The sequence below is a fragment of the Streptomyces sp. NPDC005551 genome, from assembly GCF_042871785.1.
Classification (GTDB): domain Bacteria; phylum Actinomycetota; class Actinomycetes; order Streptomycetales; family Streptomycetaceae; genus Streptomyces.
On the sequence record NZ_JBIAJE010000005.1, the window covers coordinates 548,419 to 573,574 of the forward strand.

Sequence of the window (25,156 nt, forward strand, 5' to 3'; positions counted from 1 at the left end):
AGGCGACGCGGCAGCCCCGCCACCTGGCGGAACCGAGCCCGCCCAGCCGGGGAGCCACCGGTGAGCCGGTCCCACAGCCCGCCTGCCGGACCGGTGAGTCGCGCAGGAGGCGGCTCCCCGGCCCGGCAGGGGTCACACGGCCTCCAGCACCATCGCGTTGGCGAGCCCGCCCGCCTCGCACATCGTCTGCAACGCGTAGCGGGCGCCCCGCGCCCGCATCGCGTGGACGAGGGTGGTCGTCAGCCGGGTGCCGCTCGCGCCCAGCGGATGACCGATGGCGATGGCGCCCCCGTGCACGTTGACCTTGTTCAGGTCGGAGCCCGTCTCCTGCTGCCAGGCGAGGACGACGCTCGAGAACGCCTCGTTGACCTCGAAGAGGTCGATGTCGTGGAGGCCGAGCCCCGCCCTGCGGAGCACCTTCTCGGTGGCCGGGACGACACCCGTCAGCATCAGCAGCGGGTCGGAGCCGGTCACCGCGAAGCTGTGCAGCCGCGCGATCGGGCGCAGGCCGAGCCGGGCCGCCGTCTCGCTCGACGTGATCAGCACGGCCGCCGCGCCGTCGTTGACCGGGCTCGCGTTGCCCGCGGTGACGTTCCACTCGATCTGCGGGAAGCGCTCGCCGAAGCCGGGGTCGTAGTACGCGGGCTTGAGGCCGGCGAGCGTCTCGGGGGTGCTGGCAGGCCGTACGCACTCGTCGCGCCCCACCCCGTCCAGCGGTGCGACCTCCGCGTCGAACAGGCCCCCCTCCCAGGCCGCGGCCGCCTTACGGTGCGAGCCGACCGCGAACGCGTCCATCTGCTCGCGGGAGATCCCCCACTTCGCGGCGATCAGCTCGGCACTGATGCCCTGCGGCACCAGACCCTCCGGATAACGCTCGGCGACGCCCGGCCCGAAGGGGTCCTTGCCCGCGGGCACGTTCGACCACATCGGTACGCGGCTCATGGACTCGACGCCGCACGCGACGACCAGGTCGTAGGCACCGGACTGCACGCCCTGCGCCGCGAAGTGCACGGCCTGCTGCGAGGAACCGCACTGACGGTCCACGGTGGTCGCGGGCACCGTCTCGGGGAAGCCGGCCGACAGCACGGCGTACCGGGTGGTGTTCATGGCCTGCTCGCCGACCTGGTCGACGGTGCCGCCGATGACGTCGTCGATCAGGGCGGGGTCGACTCCGGAGCGCTCGACCAGGGTGCGCAGGGTGTGCGCGAGGAGTTCCACGGGGTGGACATGGGCGAGGGAGCCGTTCGGCTTGCCCCTGCCCACGGGGGTACGTACGGCTTCGACGATCACGGCGTCGCGCATGGTGTGCCTCTCCACTGAGGAACCGGCGGTCGGACGGGCGGGACCACACACCCGGAACGAGTGCGTTGGAAATTCAAACCCGCCAATGGGCCCAAGAGTAGCTCAGTGGGTTGGAACATCCAACCCATCCCGTAGACTGGCCGCATGAAGGACTCCCGCCCCTGCTCGATCGCCGCCACGCTCGCCCTCGTCGGCGAGAAGTACTCCCTGCTGGTCCTGCGCGAGGTGTCCCTGGGCGTCACCCGCTTCGACCAGCTGGTCCGCAACACCGGCGCCCCGCGCGACGTACTGGCCGCCCGCCTGAAGCGACTCGTCGAGGCGGGCGTGCTGGAGAAGGTCGAGTACAGCGAGCGCCCGAGGCGCTACGAGTACCGGCCCACCGCCGCGGGCCGGGAACTGGAGCCGGTGCTGCTCACCCTGATGGCGTGGGGCGACCGCCACCTCCAGCAGGACGGCTTCCGCCCCATGGTGCTGGAGCACTCCTGCGGTCACACACTGGTCCCACGCGTCGTCTGTCAAGAATGCGGCGACGAGGTCCGGCACGCCGATCTGACGGCCCACCCGCAGGCCCCGGGCTGGACGGTGACGGGGCCCGTGGTGGCGTAGACCTCAGGGCCGGAACCGCGCCGCACGCGCCGTTGTCCGCGGCACCGGACCGGTCGTGGACGGACAGGTACGAGGCGACGCTCCCCGCCCGGGAGCCCCCGGGAGGCCGGAGGCACTCACCACGGGTGCTCCGCGTACGCGACGACCTCCGCCCGCCCCCGGTGACGCACTCCATCGGCCGTGATGTCGGACGCATGTCGGCGTGCGGGCGGTGCGGAGCGGCCGGAGTCACGAGGGTCGCGGGAGCCGGTGCGACCAGGACGGCAAGCGCTTTCTCCGTGCCGCAACGTAGGCGGCGGTCAGGTGGCGGGTCAACACCCCCGCCACCGGTGAGCCGCGACCGGGGGCGTCGATATTTCGAACCCCCCTTCGATGCCCCTGCGGTCGGACCGTCGGTGCGGGGCGCTACGCTGCCCTCGACACCCGTGATCACCGCGCCGCGACGGCCGGTGCGCACGGCAGCCGTCCCATCGCCCCTTCCACGATCAGCACTTGGACCACGAAATTCCATGTCTTGGTTTGAATCCCTCGTCCTCGGACTCGTCCAGGGGCTGACCGAATTCCTCCCCATCTCGTCCAGCGCGCACCTGCGTCTCACCGCGGCGTTCGCGGGCTGGCACGACCCGGGAGCGGCCTTCACGGCGATCACCCAGATCGGCACGGAAGCCGCGGTGCTGATCTACTTCCGCAAGGACATCGCGCGGATCATCTCCTCGTGGTTCCGCTCGCTCACGGACAAGGCGATGCGGCACGACCAGGACGCCAAGATGGGCTGGCTGGTGATCGTCGGTTCGATCCCGATCGGTGTGCTGGGCGTGACGTTCAAGGACCAGATCGAGGGGCCGTTCCGCGACCTCCGGCTGACCGCGACGATGCTGATCGTCATGGGCATCGTCCTCGGCGTCGCCGACCGGCTGGCGGCGCGTGACGAGACGGGCGGCAAGCACCGCGCCGCGAAGCAGCGCAAGTCGCTCCAGGAGCTGAGCGTCAGGGACGGGCTCGTCTACGGTGTCTGCCAGGCGATGGCTCTGGTCCCGGGCGTCAGCCGGTCCGGCGCCACCATCAGCGGCGGCCTGCTCATGGGCTACACACGCGAGGCCGCGGCCCGTTACTCCTTCCTGCTCGCCGTCCCGGCCGTGCTCGCCTCCGGCGCGTTCGAGCTGAAGGACGCCAGCGAGGGCGGTCACGTCTCCTGGGGCCCGACGATCTTCGCCACGGTCATCGCCTTCGTGGTGGGTTACGCCGTGATCGCCTGGTTCATGAAGTTCATCACCACCAAGAGCTTCATGCCGTTCGTCTGGTACCGGATCGTGCTGGGCATCGTCATCATCGCGCTCGTGGCGACGGGAGCACTGAGCCCGCACGCGGCCGAGTCCGCAGGCTGACCGGGGGACGTCACGTCCCCCGGCCCTCCCGCCGGGTCCGGCCCGGGTGCCGTCGGCCGGCGCAGGCCCGCGCGGCCTGCGGAACCCCGGGTCGCCCCCCCTGAGCACCGACCGTGGGCCGGCCGTGAGGACGGCCGCGGCGGCTTCCGGCTCCGGAGCGGCTCACGGGTCGGGGAAGTCGAGGGCCCAGGGCTCGAATGCGATGTCCATTCCGTTAGCCACGTAGGCGATGGTCCGGTACCCACCGGTGAGGACGAGGGCCGGCCCGCGAGACGGCCGCCCCAGGCGCCACGGGCGCACAGGTGTCACCAGGATCCACCGTGACCAACCACATACGACTTGCGTAGCCGTCCGGTAGCGCAGCGTCAGTCCTTGCGCCTAGGCTGGTGCGCATGTCCCCCGATTCCATGACCCCTGGTTCCGTGCGGTCTGCGGCCGAGTTAAACGAGCAGATTCGCGCCCTGTGGATGCGTACGGGCGGTTCCCTGTCGGCGCAGGAGCGGGCCGAGTACGCGCTCCTGGTCGTGGAGTGGGCCGCGGCGATCCGCGAAGAGGTCGTCGAAGCGGCCTGACCGGCGGCCTCCCACCGAGAAGTCGGGCGCGCGGTCCGGCCGCGCCGCATCCGCGCTTTGCCCGGCGCCCTCGGGGCGAAGTCCCGGTGCCCCGCGAGCCGGGACCCCCTCCCCGGCGGCGGGCAGCTCAGCGTCCGCCCGCCACCCGCAGCACCGCCCCGGTCGTGTACGAGGCGTCCGGTGACATCAGCCACGCGACGGCCGCGGCGATCTCCTCGGCGCGGCCCGCCCGGCGCAGCGGAATCGACCCGGCCGCCCGCTCCGCGCGGCCCGGGTCCCCCATCGCCGCGTGCATCTCGGTGTCGATCATCCCCGGGGCGACGGCGTTGACCCGGATGCCGTCCGGGCCCAGCTCCTTGGCGAGCCCCAGCGTGAGAGCGTCGACGGCCGCCTTCGTCGCCGCGTAGTGGACGAACTCGCCGGGGCTGCCCAGCGTGGCCGCGGCGGAGGAGACGTGGACGATGACGCCGCCGCCCCGTGCGGCCATCGCCCCGGCGGCCCGGCGCGAACACAGCAGCGTGCCCAGGAGGTTGACCTCGACCACCCGCCGCAGGTCGGCGGGGTCCGCGTCGGCGAGCCTGCCGAGGGGCCCCGTCACACCGGCGTTGTTCACCAGTCCCGTCACGGGCCCGAGTTGCTCCGCCGCCGTGTCGAAGAGGCGGTCCACATCGGCTTCGACGGAGGTGTCCGCACGGACGGTGACGCAACGCGCCCCCGCCGCACGCACGGTGGCGGCGGTCCGCTCGGCGGCCGCGCCGTCGCTCACGTACCCGAGCACCACGTCATGCCCGTCCGCCGCGAGACGCACGCACGTGGCGGCGCCGATCCCCCGGCTGCCGCCCGTGACGACCGTGACGGGACGTGCCATGCGTGTCTCCTCGTGACGCCGGGGACCGGGCGATCCCGCCGGACCACCCTACGCGCGCAGATGTGCGAGAAGCTCCTCGTCGAGGGGGTAGGGCGGCTCCTCGGGCAACAGGGCCGCCGCGCGCTCCGGTTCACCGGCCCGCACGTGCGCGTGGATCTCACCGGCGAGCGCCGTCACGTCCTCGATGCCCACGATCCACTCGTCCGCGTACCGCGTGGCGGCCTCGCCGGCCAGACCCAGCTGGAGGGAGCGGTACGGCAGCGGGTCGAGCCGCAGGTCCCGTTCCGGGTCCCACTGCACCCGCGCGGGAGCCTGCCTCAACTGCCGTTTCCAGGCCTGCTGGTCCTCGTGCAGCTCCGGAACGTAGTGGGACAGGCAGGCGTTCCGCAGCGCCCACACGAACCCGGCGCGGCTGATCTCGACGGCCAGCACGGTCTCCTGCCCCTCTTTGGCACCCCATCCGCAGCGGTACATCATCCAGAGGAACGACGGCTTGATCCAGGTCATCCGGTCGCGCTTCCACGTCGACGGGAACCGGCCCTCCCGTGCCGCGGGCACGCCGATCCCCGGCGGGTAGGCCTGGTAGACGGTCAGGGTGGACGGGGTGTGCCGGGCGCGGACCTGGAACGCGGGCCGTGTCGGCGGGAGTCGGTCGTTCACGGGACCAGGATCCGCCGCGCGCATGGACGAAGGCCAGCGAATAACCCCGCACGCCCCTTGGCTGATCGTCTCCGGTGGCCAACACTGAGCCGATGACGCAGCGTGTGGAGCTCGCGACCGTGATGGACCGGCTGGCCGTGGACGAACTGATCACCGACTACGCGGTGGCCGTGGACGACGGCGACTGGGAGGCGTACCGGGCGCTGTTCGCTCCGGGAGGCCGTGCCGACTACCGGTCCGCCGGCGGCATCGAGGGGGACGCCGCGCGGATCGCCGGGTGGCTCGCCCGGAGCATGGGGCTGTTCTCCGTGCGGCAGCATCTGATCGTCAACCGGCGGGTCCGGTTCGAACCGTTGGAGCAGGACACCGGCGACACGGCCCGCGTCCGGGCCGACTACGTCAACCCCATGCGGTTCGCGCAGCGCGACGCGGGCTCCACGGCGGCGGTGCCTTCCGGGCGGCCGGACCTCGTCTGCGGCGGGCGGTACGACTTCGGGCTGCTGCGTACGTCCGACGGGTGGCGCCTGAGCGAGGTGGTCGTCCACGAGAAGTGGCGCACCCTCGCGGCCCCGTCCCCCGAGCAGCCGCAGCGGCACGCCGACCGGGCGGAACAACCCGGCGCCCCCACCGACCGTGCGGAACCATCCGGCGCCCCCGCCGAGCCGAAGGACCGACCTGCCGAAGGCAGTTGAGCGGCCGCCCTGACAACGGGGCCTCTGCACCGGTGCGGTAGCCCGGTGCAGAGGCGCTCACCTGCGCGAACACCCGGGCGTCGAGCCGTCGGCGCCCGAGCTGTCTGAGATCCATTCCGCTGGGCAGACTGGGGAGGCACGCACCGGGGAGAGGGAGACCGTATGAGCATGACCGGTGACCGGCTCGCCTCCCGCCGGTGGCGCGGCGCCGCGGCTCTCCTGGCCGGCGCGCTGCCCATGTTCGCGTTCCCGGCGCCGTCCCTGTGGTGGTTCGCCTACGTCGCCCTGGTGCCGTGGATCCTGCTGATCCGCTCGGCACCCACCGGCAGGCGGGCGGCGTACGACGGCTGGCTGGGCGGGCTCGGTTTCATGCTGGCCGTGCACCACTGGCTGCTGTCGAGCCTGCATGTGTTCACGGTCGTCATAGCGGCGTTGCTCGGTGCGTTGTGGGCGCCGTGGGGCTGGCTGGTGCGTCGGTTCCTGGCCGGGGTGCCCACACCCGGCCGGCTGGCGGGTGCGCTCGTCGTGCTGCCTTCGGGGTGGCTGATGGTCGAACTGGTGCGGTCCTGGCAGGGGTTGGGCGGCCCGTGGGGACTGCTCGGTTCGAGCCAGTGGCAGGTGGAGCCCGCGCTGCGGCTCGCCTCGGTGGGCGGGGTCTGGCTGCTGAGTTTCCTGGTGGTGGTGCTCAACGTCGCGCTCGCCGTGCTCGTCTCGGTGCGCGAGTCGCGGATCCCCGCTCTGGCCGGAGTGCTGGCCACGGCGGCCGCGGCCTCGGCCGCCTGGGTGTGGTCGCCGCGTCCCGACGCGGACGGCGGTGTCCGGATCGCCGTGGTCCAGCCCGGCGTCGTCGACGGTGCCGACAGCGGCGAGAAGCGTTTCGCCCGCGAGGAGGCACTCACCCGGCAGCTCGCCGGCCGGAAGCCGGATCTGATCGTCTGGGGTGAGAGCAGCGTCGGCTTCGACCTGGCCGACCGCCCCGACCTGGCCGGCCGGCTCACCGCCCTGTCCCGGCTCACCGGCGCCGACATCCTGGTGAACGTGGACGCCCGGCGCTCCGACCGCCCCGGCATATACAAGAGTTCCGTCCTCGTCGGTCCCGGGGGCCCGACGGGCGACCGGTACGACAAGATGCGGCTCGTGCCCTTCGGTGAGTACATACCGGCGCGCTCGCTGCTCGGCTGGGCCACCTCCGTCGGCAAGGCGGCGGGTGAGGACCGCCGCAACGGCAGCGAGCAGGTGGTGATGGACGTCGGGCACGGGCTGCGCGTGGGACCCATGGTCTGCTTCGAGTCGGCGTTCCCCGACATGAGCCGCCGTCTCGCCGGGGACGGCGCCGAGGTGCTGGTCGCGCAGTCGTCGACGTCGTCGTTCCAGCACAGCTGGGCGCCCGCACAGCATGCCTCGCTGGCGGCGCTGCTGGCCGCCGAGACGGGCCGCCCCGTGCTGCACGCCACACTCACCGGTGTGTCCGCCGTCCACGGGCCGAGCGGCGAGCGGGTCGGTTCCCGGCTCGGCACCGGCAGCAGCGGTTCGGCGGTCTACGAGGTGCCATTGGCCCGTGGCGTCACGCCGTACGTCCGTTTCGGGGACTGGCCGGTGCACGCGGCCCTGCTGGTGCTGGCCTCGCTCGGCGTGACCGAGTGCCTGCGGTCGCCTCGGCTCAGGCGGACGGCTCCTCGACCGCGTCTACGACCCGCTCGCACAGTTCATGGGTCGCCAGCGCGTCCCGGGCACTGAGCACCTTTCCCGCCCGTACGGCGTCGAGGAAGGTGAGCACCACCTGCTCGATGCCGCGCTGCCGGGCCACCGGCACCCAGTCCCCGCGCCGCCGCACCGTCGGCTGCCCCTTGTGGTCGATGACCTCGGCGAGGTTGACCACCTGCCGCTTGGTGTCCTGGCCCGAGATCTCGAGGATCTCCTCGGTGGATCCGCTCAGCCGGTTCATGACGCCGAGCGCCGTGAAGCCGTCGCCGGCGAGCTGGAGCACGACGTGGTGGAGCAGGCCGGCCTCGGACCGGGACCGCACGGTGACGTCGTCGACCGGGCCCGGCACCAGGAACCGCAGCGTGTCCACGACGTGGATGAAGTCGTCGAGGATCATCGTGCGCGGCGCCTCGGCCAGTCCCACCCGGTTCTTCTGGAGCAGGATCAGCTCCCGCGGATGCTCGAGGCACTGCGCGTAGCCGGGCGCGTGGCGGCGGTTGAAGCCCACGGAGAGACTCACGTCGCGTTCCTCGGCGAGCCGCACCATCCGCTCGGACTCGGCGAGTTCGTAGGCGAGCGGCTTGTCGACGTACGTCGGTACGCCCGCTTCCAGGAGCCGCGTCACGATCTCGGGATGGGCGACGGTGGCCGCGTGCACGAAGGCCGCGTCCAGGTCCTGGGCGAGGAGCTCCGACAGGTCGGTGTGCCGCTGCCCGGCCGGGAGACGGAGGCTGTCCCCGATCTCGGCGAGCGTCGCGGGCGTGCGCGTCTGCAGGTGCAGCTCGATCCCGGGTTGGGTGGACAGCACCGGCAGGTACGCCTTGCGTGCGATGTCACCGAGTCCGATGCAGCCGACCTTCACGGGAGTCTCCTCGACGAGTGCGGGCGATGTCAGGGAGTCCGCTCGGGGCTCCGTACCTCGCCGGAAGCATACGGCCGCCCGGGCGGCTGCCAGTCGGCGATGCCGTCGAAGCCGCGCAGGAACAGTCCCGGTCCCACCTGGGAGAGGACGGTGATCGCGGTGTCGCGCACGGCGGCACCGGCGCGGCTGCGCATCATGTTCAGCCGGGCGATCCGGACGGCCTGGCGGGCGATGGCGGTGGTACGGGGCCTGCGGTCCGCGGTGTACGCGGCGAGGCCGGACAGCTCCCGGCCGGCTCCGGGCGGACCGGCGTGGTGGGCGAGTACGACGGCGTCCTCGATGGCCTGGTTGCCGCCCTGGCCGAGGGTAGGCGGCATGGCGTGGGCGGCGTCGCCGAGCAGTGCGGTCCGGCCGAGGTGGAAGGCGGGCAGGGGGTCGGCGATGTGGTGGACGTCGTGCCGCAGGACATCGGCGGGTCCGGCCGCGTCGATGACGGCGGGGACGGGGTCGTGCCAGTCGCCGAACCGGCGCAGCAGTTCCGCCTTCTCGTCGTCACGGGCGCGCTGTCCCGCCGGGGTCACGGCGGCGGCGTACGCGTAGATCCTGCCGTCCTTGAGCGGGTGCGTGCCCCAGAGGCGTCCCGGTCCCCAGGTCTCGTGCGAGGCGAAGCGCAGGCCCGGGACCGGGATGACGACGCGCCAGGTGGTGAACCCGGAGTAGACGGGCCCGGGATGCTGCGGGAAGAGCGCTCCGCGTACGACGGAGTTGATGCCGTCGGCGGCCACCACCAGGTCGGCCTCCAGCTCGCCGTCCGGTGTGGCGACGTATGCCGGACGGCCGGTGGCGCCGGGGTCGGCGAGGGTCGCGCGGACCCCCGTCCGGATGCATCCGCCGGGGAGGCGGGCCGCGAGGCTGGTGATGAGGCCGGCCCGGTGCAGCACCACGAGGGGGCCGCCGAAGCGCTCGGCCAGGGCGGTGGCGTCGACGCGCGAGATCCAGCGTCCACCGGGGGTGCGCAGGCCTCCGTCGCCCTGCCAGGCGGCGAGATCGCGGATCTCGTCGCCGAGCCCGATGACGTCGAGGGCGCGCAGGGCGTTCGGTGCGAGGGAGATCCCCGCGCCGAGGGGCGCCGAGGAGGCCCGCTCCAGTACGGTGACCCGCCAGCCGCGCCGGTGCAGGGCCACCGCCGCGGTGAGGCCTCCGATGCCGCCTCCGACCACGACGGCGTGCGACGACCGTGCCATGACTCCACCTCACCCTTCTCCACGGGACGCGGAGCCCGGCGGCCGGCCTCCCGTGTCACTACATCTGTAGTACCCGTCGGCTCGACGTTACTACAGATGTAGTGACGGGGGTAGGTTGTCCTCATGCCCGTACGCAGCACCGGCGCCTCCCGCGCCGGACTCATCGCCGACACCGCGCTCGCCCTCCTCGCCGAGCGCGGCATGCGAGGCCTCACCCACCGGGCCGTCGACGAGGCGGCCGGGCTCCCGCAGGGCTCGACGTCGAACCAGGCGCGCACCCGGCTGGCACTCCTGGAAACGGCCGTCCGCAGGCTGGCGGAACGCGAGGCGCAGGTCCTCCTGCCCGAGGCTCTGCCCGACCCCCGGGGCGGTCTCGACGCGCTCGCCGACGGACTGGCCCTCGCGCTGCACCGGTACCTGACCCGTCACCACGAGCTGCTGATCGCCCGCTACGAACTGGCCCTGGAGGCCACCCGGCGCCCCGAGCTGCGGACGTTCTTCGACGCGGCGGGACAGCGCTTCCGCGATCCGCTGGCCGCGCTGGTCACCGCGGCCGGTTCCCCGGCACCGGCGCGGCACGTGCTGTCGCTGGCGGCGTGGTGCGACGGGCTGATGTTCTCGTGCGTGGCGGGCGCGTTCCACGCCTCCGTGCCGACCGCCGACGAACTGCGGGACAGTCTGCGGGAGTTGTTGCACGGAATGCTGGGCGGCTGACGACACGGGGCCGCGTGGACGCGGGCCCCGGACGCCGTCGCCCGGATACACAGGACCGGGGGCGACGGGCGACTGGAGCCCGGCCCGCCCCGCGAGGGCCGGCCGGACGGGCCGAGGCTCCACCCGGACGTCCGGAGGGCCGGAGGGCCGGACCGCAGGGCCGGACCGCAGGGCCGGACCGCAGGGCCGGACCGCAGGGCCGGACCGCAGGGAACCGGCCAGAAGGCTCACCCATGTGGGGCATCCTCCGCCTGTCCGCTCCCCAAAGCGGCCGGGACCGACCAGAGTTGCGCGGGTGCATCGAACGACGACCACCGCAACGCTCCTGGTCACCGTGGCTGTCTCGGCCCTCTCGGGTTGTATGACGGTTCAGCGGCCACCCGCTTCGGGCCCGCCACCCGCGCCGTCCCCGCCGTCGGCGGCCCGCCCCGACGGCAGCACCGCGCCGCATGTCGTACAGGCCCCGGCGCGGGAGGCGCTGCAACGCGTCGGCCCGTCCCGGCACCCCTCGCCGGTCCCGCCGGCGCCGCACGGGACGGCGGTCCCGGCGGCGCCGCCTCCGGACCCTCCCCGTCCACGGCACGAGAACCCGCCGCCGGAACGGCACCGTCCCGACGCCCCGGCCCCCGTCCCGCCCGGATCCCTGGGACACGGGAAGAAGGCGGACATCTGCGCGCTCGGCAAGAAGTACGGAGGCTGGGCACCGGACAGCCCGCAAGCGGTCATCTGCAAGGGGACGTGCGGGCGTTGACGCCGAGGGGACGCGGCAGCGGCCACCCCGACGGCACGTAGGACGCCGGACACGACCACAGAGGGGGCCGTCCGGCCTCCCCGGCGGCAGCCCCTGTCTCCCCCGGGGAACCGCTGGAGCCCCCCGGTTACGGCCGCCCCTGTCGCGGTGGCCTCGGGGTCTCACCCGTCGGGCCGCCGCCGGGTGGGGACCCGGGGCCGGAACCGTGCCCGGTCCCCCGCGCAGGTCCGGCGTCCCGGGAGGGATCGGGGCCCGGCGCGGATTCCCGGCTCTCCTGCGGCCCGCCCTCCCCGCCCAGCTTCAGTTCGAGGCGGCCGATCGCCGCCCGCACCCCGTCCCCGTAGGGGTCGTCGCCAAGGGCCCCTACCGTGCTGCGGGCCCGGCGCAGATGACTGCGGGCGGCACCGGAGCGGCCGAGCTTCACGTAGTCGGCGGCCAGGTTCAGATGCAGCGAGGGGTAGAACGCCCGCACCGCGAGCGACCGGTGGTGCTCGGCGATCCGGCCGTCGGTGAGCTCCTCGGCCGCCGACAGGGCACGCAGATCCCAGGCCAGTTCGTCCGAGGGGTCGTCCTGCGTGTCCGCCATGTAGTGCGCCAGCGTGCAGCGGTACAGCGGGTCGCCGTCGTCACCGATCTCCGCCCACAGGTCCAGGAGACGGCCCCTGGCCTCCTCGCGGTCACCGCCGTGGTGGAGCATGACGGCCTGTCCGATCCGGGTCATCATCGCGTCCGGTGCCGCCTGCTCCTGCTGCTCCGCCACCGCGTCCTCCAAGCTCGTCGCCCCTCATCCACGACGCTAACCGCAGGCACCGGCAATCACGGTCAGGCGGCTCCGGGCAGCGCTGCGCCAGGCCGGTGACGCCCGGGCGGGCTCCGCCGCGGGCACCTGCTGCCCTCCCCCGTCAGCCGAGGTCCGGGATCCGCCAGTCGATCGGCTCGTGCCCCTGTGTGGCGACCGCCTCGTCGATCTGCGTGAAGGGGCGGGAGCCGAAGAACTTCTTCGCGGACAGCGGCGAGGGGTGGGCGCCCTTCACGACGACGTGCCGCTCCTCGTCGATCAGGGGGAGCTTCTTCTGCGCGTAGTTGCCCCAGAGCACGAAGACGGCCGGGTCGGGGCGGTCGGCCACCGCACGGATGACGGCATCCGTGAACTTCTCCCAGCCCTTGCCCTTGTGCGAGTTGGCCTCCCCGGCGCGCACGGTGAGCACCGCGTTGAGCAGCAGCACCCCCTGCTCGGCCCACGGCATCAGATAGCCGTTGTCCGGGATCGGGGTGCCGAGCTCCTCCTTCATCTCCTTGTAGATGTTGCGCAGCGAGGGCGGGGTCCGCACCCCGGGACGGACGGAGAAGCACAGTCCGTGCCCCTGGCCCTCGCCGTGGTAGGGGTCCTGGCCCAGGATCAGCACCTTCACCCGCTCGTACGGCGTCGCGTCGAGCGCGGCGAAGACCTCCTCGCGCGGAGGATAGACGGGACCCTTGGCGCGCTCCTCCTCAACGAACTCGGTGAGTTCCTTGAAGTAGGGCTGCTGCAGCTGCTCGCCCAGGACGTCGCGCCAGGACTCGGGCAGCATGGCGATGTCGGTCACGTCAACTTCCTCCGATGTGCGGTCACTTCCAGGCCTCAGAACCTACAGGCGACCACTGACAACCGGCCCCGCCCCCGGTGCCGCGGCCCGCCGCGGCGCCGCGGTCACCAGCTCGTCTTGCGGTGCAGCTCCCACATCGTCATGATCGTGGACGGGTCCAGCGCCCGCTCCCCGCCGGCGATCTCCTCGCTCGCGGCCACGTACTGCTTGCCCTGCCACAGCGGCAGCAGGCGCGCGTCGTCCACCAGGATCTGCTGCGCCTCCTCGAACTCCTCGATCACGGCCCCGCGGTCGCTCTCGCGGCGGGACTCGGGCAGCAGCACCCCGGTGATCTCGGGCGACTGGTACGGCGTGCCGAGGGCGTTCTGCTCGCCCACGAAGGGCGCGATGAAGTTCTCGGCGTCCGGGAAGTCCGGGAACCAGCCGCGCCCGAACACCGGGTACTCGCCCTTGCGGTAGCCCGCCTCGTACGTCTTCCACGGGCGGCCCTTGACCTTCACGTCGAACAGGCCGGAGGCGTTGAGCTGGTTCTTCAGCTCCTCGAACTCCGGTGCCGTCTCGGAACCGTAGCGGTCGGTCGTGTACCAGAGGGTGAGCGGGACCCGGTCGGTGATGCCGGCCTCGGAGAGGATCTTGCGGGCCTTGGACGTACTGGGCTCACCGAAGTTGTCGAAGAAGGCCGTGGTGTGTCCGACCAGCCCCTTGGGGACCATGGAGTACAGCGGGTCGACGGTGTCCTTGTAGACCTTGTGCGCGATCGCCGGCCGGTCGACGATCTGGGCGATCGCCCTGCGGACCTCGGGCTTCTTGGCCCAGGGGTCCTTCGGGTTGAACACCAGGTAGCTGATCTCGGTGCCCGAGCCCTCCACGAGCTGGAGACCTTCCTCCTTGGCCCGCTGCCGCTGGAGCGCCACGATGTCCTTGGACGCGAGACCGCGGAAGGTGACGTCGATCTCCTTGTCCCTGAGCGCCTGGAGCATATGGCCCGAGTCCTGGAAGTAGCGGATGGTGACCGCGTCGTTCTTGCGCTCGGCGAAGCCGTCGTAGTGGTCGTTCCTGACCAGCTCGGCCTCCTTGCCCTCCTCGTAGGACCGGAGGCTGTACGGCCCGGAACCGAAGACCTTGCCGTCCTTGCGCAGCGAGTCCGCGGGGTAGTCGTCGGGGTCGACGATCGACATGGCGGGCGTGGCCAGGACGAACGGGAAGGTGGCGTCCGGCTTGTTCAGGTGGAAGACGATCTCGCGGTCGCTCAGCGCCTGGACGCGTTCCAGGCTGCCCAGCAGGCCGGCCGGGCCGCCGGCCACGTTGATCTTCCGGATCCGGTCGATCGAGTGCTTGACCGCGCGCGCGTCGAGCTTGTCACCGTCGGAGAACTTCATGTTCTTGCGCAGCACGCACCGGTACACGCGGTTGGAGTCGTCGGTGAACCGGCAGCTCTGGGCGGCGTCGGGCTCCGGTGCGCTCGCCCCGGAGGGGTAGCTGAGGAGGGTCTGGTAGATGTTGCGGAACAGTTCCCAGGAACCGTCCCAGGAGGCGGCAGGATCCAGCGTGCTGGGCGCACTGGTGGTGCCCACGACGATCGGCCCCTTGTCGCTGGAGGAGTCCGTGGACAGGACTCCGCACCCGGTCACCAGGGATATGGACGTGACCGCCGCCAGCTGACGCAGACATCGGTTCCGATTGAACACGCGCACGCTCCTCGATCTGCCGTACCAAGGGTCGGCAGACGATACCGCAGTGCCCCGCCGGTGGAACCGCGTTCCGGCGGGGCACTTGATCAGCGCGTATGTGACTACGTTGTCATGCCTCGGTGGGCGCCGCGCAGGTCGACGCGGGCGCCCCTTCTGTCAAGGCGCGCCCGCGTCGGCACGACCGTCAGGCGACTCCGGCGTTCAGGAAGATCCCGCCGTCGACGACGAGCGTCTGACCGGTGACCCAGTCCGACTGCGACGAGGTGAGGAAGGCGGCGGCGCCGCCGATGTCGGACGGGACACCGAGCCGTGCGAGCGGGTAGGCGGCGGCCGCCTCCGCCTCCCGGCCCTCGTACAGGGCCTCCGCGAACTTGGTCTTCACGACGGCCGGGGCGATGGCGTTGACCCGCACCTTGGGCGCGAACTCGTGCGCCAGCTGCACGGTCAGGTTGATCATGGCGGCCTTGCTGATGCCGTACGCGCCGATGAACGGCGAGGGGGCGAGGCCCGCGACGGAGGCGATGTTGACGATCGCGCCGCCGTTCTGGCTCTGCCAGGCCTTCCAGGTCTGCTGGGCGAAGCCGAGGGCCGAGACGACGTTGGTCTCGAAGACCTTGCGCGCCACGTTGAGGTCCAGCTCCGCGATCGGCCCGAACACCGGGTTCGTACCGGCGTTGTTGACCAGGTAGTCGACGCGGCCGAAGGCTTCCATGGTGCGCTCGACGGCGACGGCCTGGTGGGCCTCGTCGTGCGCCTTGCCCGCCACGCCGATGGCGCGGTCCGAGCCGAGCGCCTCGACGGCTTCCTTCAGGGAGTCCTCGTTGCGGCCCGTGATGCACACGCGGTCACCGCGGGCGATCAGGGCCTCGGCGACGCCGTAGCCGATGCCGCGGCTGCCGCCGGTGATGAGCGCGACCTTGCCGGAGAGCTCGGGAGGTGTGGTCATGTCCGTGTCTCCCGGCTTCAGTTGAGGGGTCCGCCGGCGACGTACATGACCTGGCCGGAGACGAAGCCGGCCGCCTCGCCCGTGAAGAAGGCGATCGCGTTGGCGATGTCGTCCGGGCGGCCGACGCGCTGCACCGGGATCTGGGTGGCGGCCGCGGCCTGGAACTCCTCGAAGTCCATGCCCACCCGCGCGGCGGTCTGCGCGGTCATCTCGGTGACGATGAAGCCGGGGGCGACGGCGTTGGCGGTGACGCCGAACTTGCCGAGCTCCTTGGCGAGGGTCTTGGTGAAGCCCTGCAGACCGGCCTTGGCCGCGGAGTAGTTGACCTGCCCGCGGTTGCCGAGGGCGGAGGACGACGACAGGTTGACGATCCTGCCGAACTTGGCGTCCACCATGTGCTTCTGGCAGGCCTTGGACATCAGGAAGGCGCCCCGCAGGTGCACGTTCATGACGGTGTCCCAGTCGGACACGTCCATCTTGAACAGCAGGTTGTCGCGGAGCACGCCCGCGTTGTTCACCAGGATCGTCGGGGCTCCGAGCTCCGCGGCGATCCGCGCGACCGCGGCCTCGACCTGGGCCTCGTCGGAGACGTCGCAGCCGACGGCGATGGCTGTGCCACCGGCGGCGGTGATCTTCTCCACGGTGTCCTTGCACGCGGCTTCGTCGAGGTCGATCACGGCGACGGCACGGCCCTCGGCCGCCAGTCGTACGGCGGTCGCGGCGCCGATGCCACGCGCTGCACCGGTGACCACGGCGACGCGCTGCTCAGTGGTGGACATTGCTGGTTCTCCTCGCCCTTGGAAAAGCCTGTCGTCATGCCTGTCTCGGCGCCCGCGGCGCCCTTGCGGGGGCCGCGGGAGTCCTGAGAGGCCTGCGGCTCACACGGTACGCCCGTCCGGTGAGCGACCGCTTAGTACCCTCAGCAGACGTGACGCTAGAAGCCCTGGCACGCGGTGTCAACGGCACACCGCCCGCATGTGATCCATTACCTCACCAGCAGCTCGAGCAACCGCTCCGCCTCGGCGCCGGGATCCGCCGTGAGGCCGGTGTGCACCGGCCCCGGCTGGACGACGGTGGAGCGCGGCGCGATCAGCCAGCGGAAGCGCCGCCCGGCGTCGTCGTGGGCCGCCTGGCCTGCGGCCCTTCCTCCGGCGCAGACTCCCTCGACGGCACGCAGCGCGGCCCGCACAGCGGCGGCGTCCGCCTCCGGGTCGAGGGCCCGCAGCTTGGCCTCGTCCAGATGGGTGCGGACGGTGACGAAGGATTTCGCCCGGCAGTACACCAGCACCCCGGCGTTGAAGCACTCCCCCCGTTCGACCCGCGGCACCACCCGCAGCAACGCGTACTCGAAGACGTCCCGCCCGTTCACCGGGTCCCCTCGATGCGCTCGTGGATGTCGGCGGCGCGGGCCAGGAGCGGCTCCGCGTAGGCGCGGCGCAGGGCGTCGGCCGAGTCGAAGCCGGGCTCTCCGGCCAGCCACGCCCCGGGGATCTCGGCGGTCACCTCGGCCAGCAGTTCCTCGGTGACGAGCGGAGCGAGCCGGGCCGCGGCGGAGGCGATGTCGGGGGCGAACGGGGCGAGGGCGTGGTCGGAGGCGTCGTACGGTTTCGCCGCCGAGGCCCGCGCGCCGGGCCAGTTGTGGTGCCAGATCATGGTGGCGCCGTGGTCGATGAGCCACAGCTCCCCCTGCCTCATGAGCAGGTTGGGGTTGCGCCAGCTTCGGTCGACGTTGTTGACCAGCGCGTCGAACCAGACGATCCGGCCGGCCTCCTCGGGGCTCACCTCGAAGGCGAGGGGGTCGAAACCGAGGGCGCGGGACAGGTAGTCCATGCCGAGGTTGGGGCCGCCGCTGGACTTGAGGAGTTCCTGCACCTCCTGGTCCGGTTCGCCGAGGCCCAGCACGGGGTCGAGGTCGATCGTGACGAGCCCGGGGACCCGCAGGCCCAGCCGGCGGGCCAGTCCGCCGCAGACCACCTCCGCGACGAGCGTCTTGCGGCCCTGCCCGGCACCGGTGAACTTCATGACGTACGTGCCGAGATCGTCGGCCTCGACCAGTCCCGGCAGCGAGCCGCCCTCACGCAGGGGCGTGATGTAGCGGGTCGCGATGACTTCCTTGAGCATCGCCCCAGGCTACTGGGGCGTTCCGGGCGGCCGGGGGCGCCGGGTGGGCGTCCCGCCGGGGTGTCCCGGCGGGGTGTCCCGGCGGGGTGTCCCGGCGGGGCGGGTGTCCGACGCTCTGAACGGGGGGCCGGGGCGGAACGTACCCCTGGGTGGACCGAAGCCGTGTTCATTGAAGGGAACGTCAGCATGACCAGCGAATCGCTTGAGACCGCGCCCGTCCCGGGGCCGGCCCGCCGTACCGTCGTGTCGGCGGTCGGGGCGGCCGGGATCGCCGTCGCGCTGACCGCGTGCGGATCGGAGGACAAGGAGTCCGACTCCTCCCAGGCGCAGCCCGGCGGCAAGGACGGCGGCGGTGACGGTGCGGCCGCCGGGACCGTGCTGGCCAAGACCGCGGACATCCCGGAGGGCGGCGGCAAGGTTTTCGCGGACCAGGGTGTGGTGGTGACCCAGCCGACGGCGGGCACGTTCAAGGCGTTCTCCGCCAAGTGCACCCATCGCGGCTGCGCCGTGAAGGGCATCTCGGACGGCATCATCAACTGCCCGTGTCACGGCAGCCAGTTCTCCGCGTCCGACGGCAGCGTCAAGAAGGGCCCGGCGACCGAGCCGCTGGCCGCCGCCGAGATCTCCGTGGACGGCGACGCGATCAAGCTCGCCTGACCGGCGCGCGGCCGGTCGGGGGGGGGCCGGCCGCGTGTTCAGGCTCGCGGCACGCGGCGGGGCCGCCGGAAGCAGGCCAGCACGTCGTCGGTGGTGGTGAGGGTGGCGACCAGGGCGAGCGTGTGCCGGATCATCAGGGGGGTGTAGTCGGCGGGCACCCCCGCGATGGCGTCCGCGGGCACGACGGCCGTGTAGCCCCGGTTCACCGCGTCGAACACGGCGTTGGGTATCGCCACGTTGGCGGAGACGCCGGTGACGACCAGGGTGCGGCAGCCCAGATTGCGCAGCAGCGGGTCGACGTCGGTGCCCGAGAGCGGCGACAGTCCGTGCAGCCGCCGGACGACGAGGTCCTCCTCGGCCACCTCGACGGGCGGTGCGACGCGTACGGCCGTGGTGCCCGCGAGCTGCTGCACCGGCAGCCGTTCGGCCGCCCGGAAGATCCGGGCGTTGCGGCCCGCCCCCCGTCCGTCGGGCCGCCGTTCGGCGATCGCGTGGATCACCTGGACGCCGCCCTCGTGCGCGGCGGCGACCAGCCGGGCGACGTTCATGAGTGCTCCCGACGAGCGGGCCGCCCTGGCGAGTTCGGGCAGCGCGCTGTCCGGGCCGACGACGCCTTGCTGGCACTCGACGGTGAGCAGCACGGTGGACGCGGGATCGAGGGTTTCGCGGAGCTGTTCGTACGACGGCATGGCTCCCCCTGGTCACGGACGGCCGGAGCGGGCGAGACTAACGACCATTGCGCGCGGACGGAAGACGCCTCATGCTGTGCTGACGCGCCGTCAGTTATTGTGAGTGGCGGGCACGTCCGGGAAGAAGGGACCGCATGGCCGTCACTCAGCGCCGGGGCCGGAAGATCATGATGACGCCGGACGAACTGGACGAGTTCCTGGCCGGTCAGCGCACCTGCCGGGTCGCCACGGTCTCGGCGGACGGCGCTCCGCATGCGAGCACCCTCTGGTTCGCCTGGGACGGCACCTCGCTCTGGCTGTACTCGATCACCCGCAGCAAGCGGTGGGCCGACCTGCGCCGGGACCCGCGCGTCGCCGTCGTCGTCGACACCGGTGAGGAGTACGGCGAACTGCGCGGCGCCGAGCTGTCCGGCACCGTCGAGTTCGTCGGCGAGGTGCCGCGCACGGGCGAGCCGTGCCCCGAACTTGCGGACGTGGAGCGGCTGTTCGCGCGGAAGAACTTCGGCGTCGACGAACTGCCGCACGACGGCCGCCACGCCTGGATGCGGCTGACTCCCGACGCCGTCGCGTCCTGGGACTTCCGCAAGCTGGCGTCCCTGTAGGCGGGATCCTCCGGGTGCCGTCGGTCAGGAGGCGACGGCGCGGCCCGCCTCGCGGAGCGCCTCCACCGCGGCCCGGATCGAGGGGCGGCGGTCGGCGTCCGCCCGCCACACGACGTACACGTGCCGCCGCACCCGCTGCTTCACCGGAACCATGACGACCCCACTGGGCACGGGGTGCCGGCCCAGGAGGGGGGCGATGCAGACACCGAGGCCCGCCGCGACCAGGCCGAGCTGGGTGTGCGTCTCCGCGGCACGATGACCGATGCGCGGCTCTACACCCTTGGAGCGCAGGGTGAACATCAGCCACTCGTGACAGAACTCGCCCTGGCCCCAGGTGATCCACTCGTCCTCGGCGAACTCGCAGAGGTCCACCTCGGCGCGGTCGGCGAACCGGTGCCCGGCCGGGATCGCCACATCCGCGGGATCGTCGAGGACGGCCGCCTTGACCAGGCCGTCGGGCAGGGGCATCGGCTTGTTGTACCAGTCGAGCACCACGGCGAGATCGAGATCCCCCCGCACCACTTCGGCGACGCCGGCCTCCGGTTCCAGTTCGCACGAACGCACACGCAGTCCGGGGTGGTCGCGCCGCAGGGCGGCCAGCGCGGCCGGGAACAGCCCGCGCGCGGCGGTCGGGAAGGCGGACAGCCGCAGTTCGCCCGCCACCTGGCCGCGCTGCGCCTCCAGGTCGGCCTGGGCGAGCTCGACCTGGGAGAGGATGCGCGCGGCATGGTCGGCCAGCAGTCGTCCCGCGTCGGTGAGACGCACCCCCCGCCCGTTCTTGGCGAGCAGCCGCTGTCCCACCTCCCGCTCCAGCTTGGACATCTGCTGGGAGACCGCCGAGGTCGTGACGTGCAGCCCCTCGGCTGCGGCGCTGACCGAACCGTGCCGGGCAAGCGCGTCGAGGGTACGCAGGCGCTCCAGATTCAACATGTAAGCGATGCTACGAGATATCGCTCGCAAAATCTCGCTTGTGCTACGAGATCGGCTGCCTCATCGTTACGTCCATGAGCAGCGTCACCAGCCGTCGGCCCCCAGCCCCCGTGTCCGCCCCGCCCCGCCGCGCGGCCCTCGACTGGCGGCTCCGCTTCGGGTCCCTCTCCCTCGTCTGGGGCTTCAGCTTCCTTCTCATCAAGGTCGGCACCGACGGGTACGCCCCCTTCCAGGTCACCTTCGGGCGGCTGCTGTTCGGGACCGCGGTGCTCGCGGCGGCGATGGCGGTCAAGCGGCAGCGGCTGCCGCGTGGCGCCCGCACGTGGGGCCACCTCACGGTCGCCGCCTTCCTGCTGAACGCGCTGCCGTTCTCGCTCTTCGCCCACGCGGAGCTGACGATCCCCTCCACGCTGGCGGGCATCTGCAACGCGACCTCGCCGCTGTGGGGCATGGCCCTGTCCATGGTGGCCCTCTCGGAGGACCGGCCGACCCGGGTCCGGGTGGCCGGTCTCGGGGTCGGCTTCCTGGGCGTACTGACGGTGCTCGGCGCCTGGCAGGGTTTCAGCGGCCTGGACGCCAGGGGCACCGCGATGGCGCTGGCCGCCTCGCTCAGCTATCCCGTCGGCTGGATCTACGTCCGCCGCACCCTGGCCGGTACGGGTACCTCGCACCTGTCGATGACCGGCGCGCAGCTGCTCCTCGCCACTGTCCAACTGGCCTTCGTCACGCCGCTGTTCACCACGCTCCCCACCCGCTTCCCGCTGGTCCCGCTGCTCGCGATCGCCGCGCTGGGTGCGCTCGGCACAGGGTTCGCCGTGCTCATCCAGTACGGCCTGGTCGCCGAGGTCGGCCCGACGACGGCCCAGATGGTCACGTACTTCATCCCGGTCATCGCCACCGCCGCGGGTGTCGCCGTCCTGGGCGAGTCGCTGGCCTGGTCGACACCGGTCGGCGCGGTGATCGTCCTCGCCGGCGCCGCGCTCACCCAGGCCGGGCCGCGACGCGGAGGTGACCGCTCGCCTGCGCCACACCGCCGGGCGACGGCGCGGAGGTGACCTCCGGGGACATCACACGTACCGGTGCTCCGGCGCGGGACCGACGGCGGCGGCGACGGCGTCCGCCACCGGCCCGATGTCCTCGGGGCCGAGCGGGGAGACCGTGATCCTGATGCCGGGCGGCGCGTTCATCCGGAAGCGGGCGCCGGGCGCGACCGCCCAGCCCGCGTGCAGCAGCCGCGCGACCGCGCCCGTCTCGTCCGGGACGGGCACCCACACGTTCATCCCGCTGCGTCCGTGCGCCGCGACACCGCGCTCCGCCAGCGCCCCGATCAGCGCGTCCCGGCGCCGCCCGTAGTCCGCCGCGACGGCCGCGGCGTCCACCGCGCCGCAGGTCCACAAGTGCGCCACGGCCCGCTGCAGCAGCAAGCTCACCCAGCCGGGCCCCAGCCGCAGCCGTCCGTGCACCCGGTCGGCCGTGACCTGGTCCCCGGTCAGGACGGCGAGCCGGAGGTCGGGACCGTAGGCCTTGGCCACGGAGCGGACAAGGGCCCAGTGGCGCGTCACGCCCGCGAGCGGGTGCAGCGGCAGGCCGACGATCCGATGACCGTGGTCGTCCTCGACGAGCAGCGTCCGGGGATGCGCGCGAAGCACGGAGCGCAGGGCACGCGCGCGGGTGGCGGTCACCGACGCCCCGGTCGGATTCTGCGCCCGGCCGGTGACGATCAGAGCCCGCGCGCCGCCCTCCAGCGCGCGCCGCACGTCTTCGGGGACCGGACCCTCGTCGTCCACGCGTACCGGAACGGTGTGCAGCCCGAGCGCGGGCACCAGGTCCAGGAGGCTGCCCCAGCCCGGATCCTCGACGGCCACGGCGTCCCCGGGTTTCAGGTGGGCGGCCAGGACCCGTTCGATGGCGTCGAGCGAACCGGAGGTGACGACGACGGGCCCGTCCGGCACGCCGTCGGCGTCCAGTTCGGCGCGGGCCAGCCGCGCCAGTTCGGGGTCCACGGCGGCCTCGCCGTACATGACCGGATCGCGGTCGGCCCGGGCGGTGGCCGCCGCGAACGCCTCGGTGAGGCCGGGCAGCAGAGCGGGATCGGGATTGCCGTCGGCCACGTTGCGCACACCGGGCGGCACCCGTACGCCGATCCGCTCGCGTCCGGTGGTGGCGGGCCTGGCGCGCACGCGGCTGCCGCGGCGGCCCGCGGTCTCGATGACCCCACGTTCGCGCAGCGTGCGGTAGGCGGCCGCGACGGTGTTGGGATTGACGCCGAGACCGGCCGCCAACTCCCGCATGGGCGGCAGCAGTTGCCCCGGCTCCAGATCGCCCGCACCCACCCCGCGCTCCACGCTCGCGGCGATCTCGGCTGCGCGGCACCCTTCGATCCGATACTCTCCTAGCACAAAAGAGATTATGCACTAGTGCAATGGAGGCCGCAAATGTCGGAGACGAGCACCCAGCCAGGGACGGCGCAGTCCGCTGCCTACACCCCGACCGACCGCACCGTCCCGACCCGCTCCCGGGAGCGCGCGGCCTACGACCGGGAGTTGGTGCACTCGATACTCGACGAGGGCTACGTCTGCCATCTGGGCTTCGTCCGCGACGGCGCCCCCGTGGTGCTCCCGACGCTGTACGGGCGCGTCGGCGAACGGCTGTACCTGCACGGTTCGACGGGCTCGCGCCCGCTGCGGATGGCCGGCCAGGCGGACCCCGGGCTGCCGGTCTGTGTGACGGTCACCCACGTCGACGGTCTGGTCCTGGCCCGGTCCGCCTTCCACCACTCGATGAACTACCGCTCCGTGATGGTGCACGGCGTCGCCCGGCAGGTGACCGACCCGGACGAGAAGCGGGAGGCCCTCGACGCGCTGATGGATCACGTGGTGCCCGGCCGTTCCCGCGACTCCCGGCCGGCCAACGCCAAGGAGCAGGCCGCGACCGCCGTGATCCGCCTCGACCTGGACGAGGTCTCGGCGAAGCTGCGCACCGGCGGCCCGAACGACGAGCCCGAGGACCTGTCACTCCCGTACTGGACCGGAGTGCTTCCCCTGGCAAAGGGCTACGGCACGCCCGTCCCCGCCGCCGACATGGCTCCCGGCATCGGGCTGCCCGACTACCTGGCGGCCTTGTGACGTGGGGCCACCGGTGCGGCGTACGGGGTCGCGGGCGCCGGGAGTGAGACTCCTCCCCCGGGGGTCGGCCCCGGGGCACGGGTAGGCGGCATGGCAGCCCCGGCCCGGGAGGGTGCGGCCGCGAGGGACGGGCGCGGCGCCTGACCGGGCCGCCGGCAGACCTCGGGCACGGACGGGCGGGGGCCCTGCGACCGGAGGGCTCCGGCTGGAGGTCTCCGGCTGGAGGGCCCGGCTGGAGGCCCCGGCTTCAGGGCTCCGGCTTCAGGGCTCCGGTTGCGAGCTACGGCTGGAGGGCCCGGTTCCGAGCTACGGCTGGAGGGCCCCGGGAGCAGACCGGTCGGCCCGCACCCGCAGCCGCCGCACCCGCCGCCTCGCACGCCTGCGGTCCCCGCAGGCCTCGAAGGCCCGGCTCAGACAGGCGACGTCTGCTCCGCGCGCGCCGCGCGCGTGGCCGCTCCCGCGTCCCGCGCCTCGGCCACCGCCGGCCCCGCGACCGACCCGAGCATGACCAGCGTGCCGATCAGCGTCGCCGCCGTCAGGTGCTCGCCCAGCAGGCCGACCGCGAGGACCGCGGCGCTCACCGGTTCGAGGAGCATGATCACCGAGACGGTGGCGGACCGGACCACGGCCGCGCCCGCGAAGTACAGCGCGTAGGCGAGCGCCGTCGGGATCGCGGCGACGTACGCCAACAGGGCCACGACGTGCACGGGTTGCCCGGTGTGCGGGAGCAGACCCTCGGCCAGGGCGAAGGGCAGCAGGCACAGGGTCGTCACGCCGAACGCCCCCGCCGTCGTACCGGCCGCGTCCACCTCGCCATGACGGCCCCACCAGCGCGTGAGCAGCGTCATCAGGGAGTAGCCCGCGGCCGACGCGACGGCGAGCAGGACGCCCGGGGGCCGGACGGCTGCCTCCCCGCTGCCGAGGACCAGCACCGCGAGGCCGGTCAGTGCCCCGGCGACGGCGGCCAGGCCCCGGCGGCCGAGCCGCTCCCCCATGGTCAGTCGTGCGCCGAGCGCGATGAGCACGGGGCCTGACCCGAGGGTGACCACGGTGGCCGTCGCCAGTCCGGTGACGTCGACGGCGGCGAAGTAGGCCGTCTGGAAGACCGCGAGACCGAGACCGGTGACGCCGGTCCGCAGCGCCCTGCGGCCGAGGGGTTCGCGTACGGCGGCCGTCGCGCGCGGACGCAGCGGACGCACGGCGATCAGCAGGACGAGCCCGCCCGCACAGCGCCAGAAGGACAGGACGACCGGCCCCATGTCACTGGCCAGGAAGACCAGCGAGGCGGCCGCGCCCGCGGTGCCCCAGGCGGCACCGGCGACGATCAGATAGAGCAGGCCCCGCCCGACGGGCAGGCCTGAGGCAGTGTTCGACACGTGTTCTCTCCGCTGATTCGCAGAAGCTCGGAAAGGACCACGTCGCCACGGGCCGCGGCACCCGGCTCACGGG

Annotated in this window: 24 protein-coding genes and 2 pseudogenes; 10 read left to right on the forward strand and 16 right to left on the reverse strand. The window is 72.8% G+C overall.

What is annotated here, in order from left to right; translation table 11 throughout:
• Window positions 1-132: 132 nt before the first annotated feature.
• Complete coding sequence (locus ACFYP4_RS17810) at window positions 133-1,302, reverse strand: thiolase family protein (RefSeq protein ID WP_358852809.1); 1,170 nt, start codon at window positions 1,300-1,302, stop codon at window positions 133-135.
• A 144-nt stretch (window positions 1,303-1,446) separates the two neighbouring features.
• Here ACFYP4_RS17810 and ACFYP4_RS17815 point away from each other — a divergent pair, with 144 nt between their 5' ends.
• From ACFYP4_RS17815 to ACFYP4_RS17825, 3 genes are all read left to right on the forward strand, one after another.
• Window positions 1,447-1,908, forward strand: a complete 462-nt coding sequence (locus tag ACFYP4_RS17815) for a helix-turn-helix domain-containing protein (protein WP_358852808.1) — start codon at window positions 1,447-1,449, stop codon at window positions 1,906-1,908.
• Between the two features lie 509 nt (window positions 1,909-2,417).
• A complete protein-coding gene (locus tag ACFYP4_RS17820) occupies window positions 2,418-3,293 on the forward strand; it encodes an undecaprenyl-diphosphate phosphatase (RefSeq protein WP_358852807.1) in 876 nt (291 codons plus the stop codon).
• A gap of 392 nt (window positions 3,294-3,685) precedes the next feature.
• Window positions 3,686-3,865: a hypothetical protein gene (locus tag ACFYP4_RS17825; protein ID WP_358852806.1), complete on the forward strand. Its 180-nt coding sequence runs from the start codon at window positions 3,686-3,688 to the stop codon at window positions 3,863-3,865.
• Window positions 3,866-3,992: 127 nt separating this feature from the next.
• On the opposite strand, the gene ACFYP4_RS17830 is transcribed toward ACFYP4_RS17825, so the two are convergent.
• Window positions 3,993-4,733, reverse strand: coding sequence for an SDR family NAD(P)-dependent oxidoreductase (locus ACFYP4_RS17830; RefSeq protein WP_388786185.1), 741 nt, complete (start codon window positions 4,731-4,733; stop codon window positions 3,993-3,995).
• 48 nt (window positions 4,734-4,781) lie between these two features.
• Entirely contained in the window at window positions 4,782-5,417 is a 636-nt protein-coding gene (locus ACFYP4_RS17835) for a DUF4291 domain-containing protein (protein ID WP_388786187.1), read from the reverse strand.
• Between the two features lie 68 nt (window positions 5,418-5,485).
• Here ACFYP4_RS17835 and ACFYP4_RS17840 point away from each other — a divergent pair.
• Window positions 5,486-5,965 (forward strand): annotated as a pseudogene (locus tag ACFYP4_RS17840) (nuclear transport factor 2 family protein); the annotation flags it as partial.
• 282 nt (window positions 5,966-6,247) lie between these two features.
• Window positions 6,248-7,822 (forward strand): apolipoprotein N-acyltransferase, encoded by a 1,575-nt coding sequence (lnt, locus tag ACFYP4_RS17845; RefSeq protein WP_388786189.1) that lies wholly within the window; start codon window positions 6,248-6,250, stop codon window positions 7,820-7,822.
• Here lnt and ACFYP4_RS17850 read toward each other — a convergent pair.
• Both ACFYP4_RS17850 and ACFYP4_RS17855 read right to left on the reverse strand, forming a co-directional pair.
• Entirely contained in the window at window positions 7,746-8,651 is a 906-nt protein-coding gene (locus ACFYP4_RS17850) for a Gfo/Idh/MocA family protein (RefSeq protein WP_388786191.1), read from the reverse strand. The genes lnt and ACFYP4_RS17850 overlap by 77 nt on opposite strands.
• 29 nt (window positions 8,652-8,680) lie before the next feature.
• Entirely contained in the window at window positions 8,681-9,895 is a 1,215-nt protein-coding gene (locus tag ACFYP4_RS17855; protein WP_358852800.1) for an FAD-dependent oxidoreductase, read from the reverse strand.
• Window positions 9,896-10,018: 123 nt separating this feature from the next.
• On the opposite strand from ACFYP4_RS17855, the gene ACFYP4_RS17860 reads away from it, so the two are divergent.
• Window positions 10,019-10,609 (forward strand): TetR/AcrR family transcriptional regulator, encoded by a 591-nt coding sequence (locus tag ACFYP4_RS17860; protein WP_358852799.1) that lies wholly within the window; start codon window positions 10,019-10,021, stop codon window positions 10,607-10,609.
• A gap of 1,022 nt (window positions 10,610-11,631) precedes the next feature.
• Here the strand turns inward: ACFYP4_RS17860 and ACFYP4_RS17865 are convergent.
• From ACFYP4_RS17865 to ACFYP4_RS17895, 7 genes and pseudogenes are all read right to left on the reverse strand, one after another.
• Window positions 11,632-12,120 (reverse strand): annotated as a pseudogene (locus ACFYP4_RS17865) (hypothetical protein); the annotation flags it as partial.
• A gap of 142 nt (window positions 12,121-12,262) precedes the next feature.
• Complete coding sequence (ung, locus tag ACFYP4_RS17870; protein ID WP_388786193.1) at window positions 12,263-12,946, reverse strand: uracil-DNA glycosylase; 684 nt, start codon at window positions 12,944-12,946, stop codon at window positions 12,263-12,265.
• A gap of 104 nt (window positions 12,947-13,050) precedes the next feature.
• Window positions 13,051-14,634: an ABC transporter substrate-binding protein gene (locus tag ACFYP4_RS17875; protein ID WP_358852797.1), complete on the reverse strand. Its 1,584-nt coding sequence runs from the start codon at window positions 14,632-14,634 to the stop codon at window positions 13,051-13,053.
• 187 nt (window positions 14,635-14,821) lie between these two features.
• Window positions 14,822-15,583, reverse strand: a complete 762-nt coding sequence (locus tag ACFYP4_RS17880) for an SDR family oxidoreductase (protein WP_358852796.1) — start codon at window positions 15,581-15,583, stop codon at window positions 14,822-14,824.
• A 17-nt stretch (window positions 15,584-15,600) separates the two neighbouring features.
• Window positions 15,601-16,362: a 3-oxoacyl-ACP reductase FabG gene (gene fabG / locus ACFYP4_RS17885; RefSeq protein ID WP_388786196.1), complete on the reverse strand. Its 762-nt coding sequence runs from the start codon at window positions 16,360-16,362 to the stop codon at window positions 15,601-15,603.
• A gap of 206 nt (window positions 16,363-16,568) precedes the next feature.
• Entirely contained in the window at window positions 16,569-16,952 is a 384-nt protein-coding gene (locus ACFYP4_RS17890; protein WP_358852794.1) for a DUF3037 domain-containing protein, read from the reverse strand.
• Window positions 16,949-17,704, reverse strand: coding sequence for a HipA family kinase (locus ACFYP4_RS17895; RefSeq protein ID WP_358852793.1), 756 nt, complete (start codon window positions 17,702-17,704; stop codon window positions 16,949-16,951). The genes ACFYP4_RS17890 and ACFYP4_RS17895 overlap by 4 nt, the downstream gene beginning before the upstream one ends.
• Window positions 17,705-17,890: 186 nt before the next feature.
• Here ACFYP4_RS17895 and ACFYP4_RS17900 point away from each other — a divergent pair, with 186 nt between their 5' ends.
• Complete coding sequence (locus tag ACFYP4_RS17900; protein WP_358852792.1) at window positions 17,891-18,361, forward strand: Rieske (2Fe-2S) protein; 471 nt, start codon at window positions 17,891-17,893, stop codon at window positions 18,359-18,361.
• A gap of 38 nt (window positions 18,362-18,399) precedes the next feature.
• Here the strand turns inward: ACFYP4_RS17900 and ACFYP4_RS17905 are convergent, their stop codons facing one another.
• On the reverse strand, window positions 18,400-19,050 hold the full coding sequence (locus ACFYP4_RS17905) for a cysteine hydrolase (protein ID WP_388786199.1): 651 nt from the start codon (window positions 19,048-19,050) through the stop codon (window positions 18,400-18,402).
• Window positions 19,051-19,184: 134 nt separating this feature from the next.
• On the opposite strand from ACFYP4_RS17905, the gene ACFYP4_RS17910 reads away from it, so the two are divergent.
• Window positions 19,185-19,652, forward strand: coding sequence for a pyridoxamine 5'-phosphate oxidase family protein (locus ACFYP4_RS17910; protein WP_358852790.1), 468 nt, complete (start codon window positions 19,185-19,187; stop codon window positions 19,650-19,652).
• Window positions 19,653-19,676: 24 nt separating this feature from the next.
• Here the strand turns inward: ACFYP4_RS17910 and ACFYP4_RS17915 are convergent, their stop codons facing one another.
• Window positions 19,677-20,582, reverse strand: coding sequence for a LysR family transcriptional regulator (locus ACFYP4_RS17915; RefSeq protein ID WP_388786201.1), 906 nt, complete (start codon window positions 20,580-20,582; stop codon window positions 19,677-19,679).
• Between the two features lie 74 nt (window positions 20,583-20,656).
• On the opposite strand from ACFYP4_RS17915, the gene ACFYP4_RS17920 reads away from it, so the two are divergent.
• On the forward strand, window positions 20,657-21,637 hold the full coding sequence (locus tag ACFYP4_RS17920) for a DMT family transporter (RefSeq protein ID WP_388786203.1): 981 nt from the start codon (window positions 20,657-20,659) through the stop codon (window positions 21,635-21,637).
• 12 nt (window positions 21,638-21,649) lie between these two features.
• Here the strand turns inward: ACFYP4_RS17920 and ACFYP4_RS17925 are convergent, their stop codons facing one another.
• Window positions 21,650-22,981 carry an aminotransferase class I/II-fold pyridoxal phosphate-dependent enzyme gene (locus ACFYP4_RS17925; protein ID WP_388786205.1) on the reverse strand — a complete coding sequence of 444 codons (1,332 nt, stop codon included), beginning with the start codon at window positions 22,979-22,981 and terminating at the stop codon, window positions 21,650-21,652.
• A gap of 36 nt (window positions 22,982-23,017) precedes the next feature.
• On the opposite strand from ACFYP4_RS17925, the gene ACFYP4_RS17930 reads away from it, so the two are divergent.
• Window positions 23,018-23,707 carry a pyridoxamine 5'-phosphate oxidase family protein gene (locus ACFYP4_RS17930; protein ID WP_388786207.1) on the forward strand — a complete coding sequence of 230 codons (690 nt, stop codon included), beginning with the start codon at window positions 23,018-23,020 and terminating at the stop codon, window positions 23,705-23,707.
• Between the two features lie 410 nt (window positions 23,708-24,117).
• Here the strand turns inward: ACFYP4_RS17930 and ACFYP4_RS17935 are convergent, their stop codons facing one another.
• On the reverse strand, window positions 24,118-25,083 hold the full coding sequence (locus tag ACFYP4_RS17935) for a DMT family transporter (RefSeq protein WP_388786209.1): 966 nt from the start codon (window positions 25,081-25,083) through the stop codon (window positions 24,118-24,120).
• Between the last annotated feature and the right edge of the window lie 73 nt (window positions 25,084-25,156).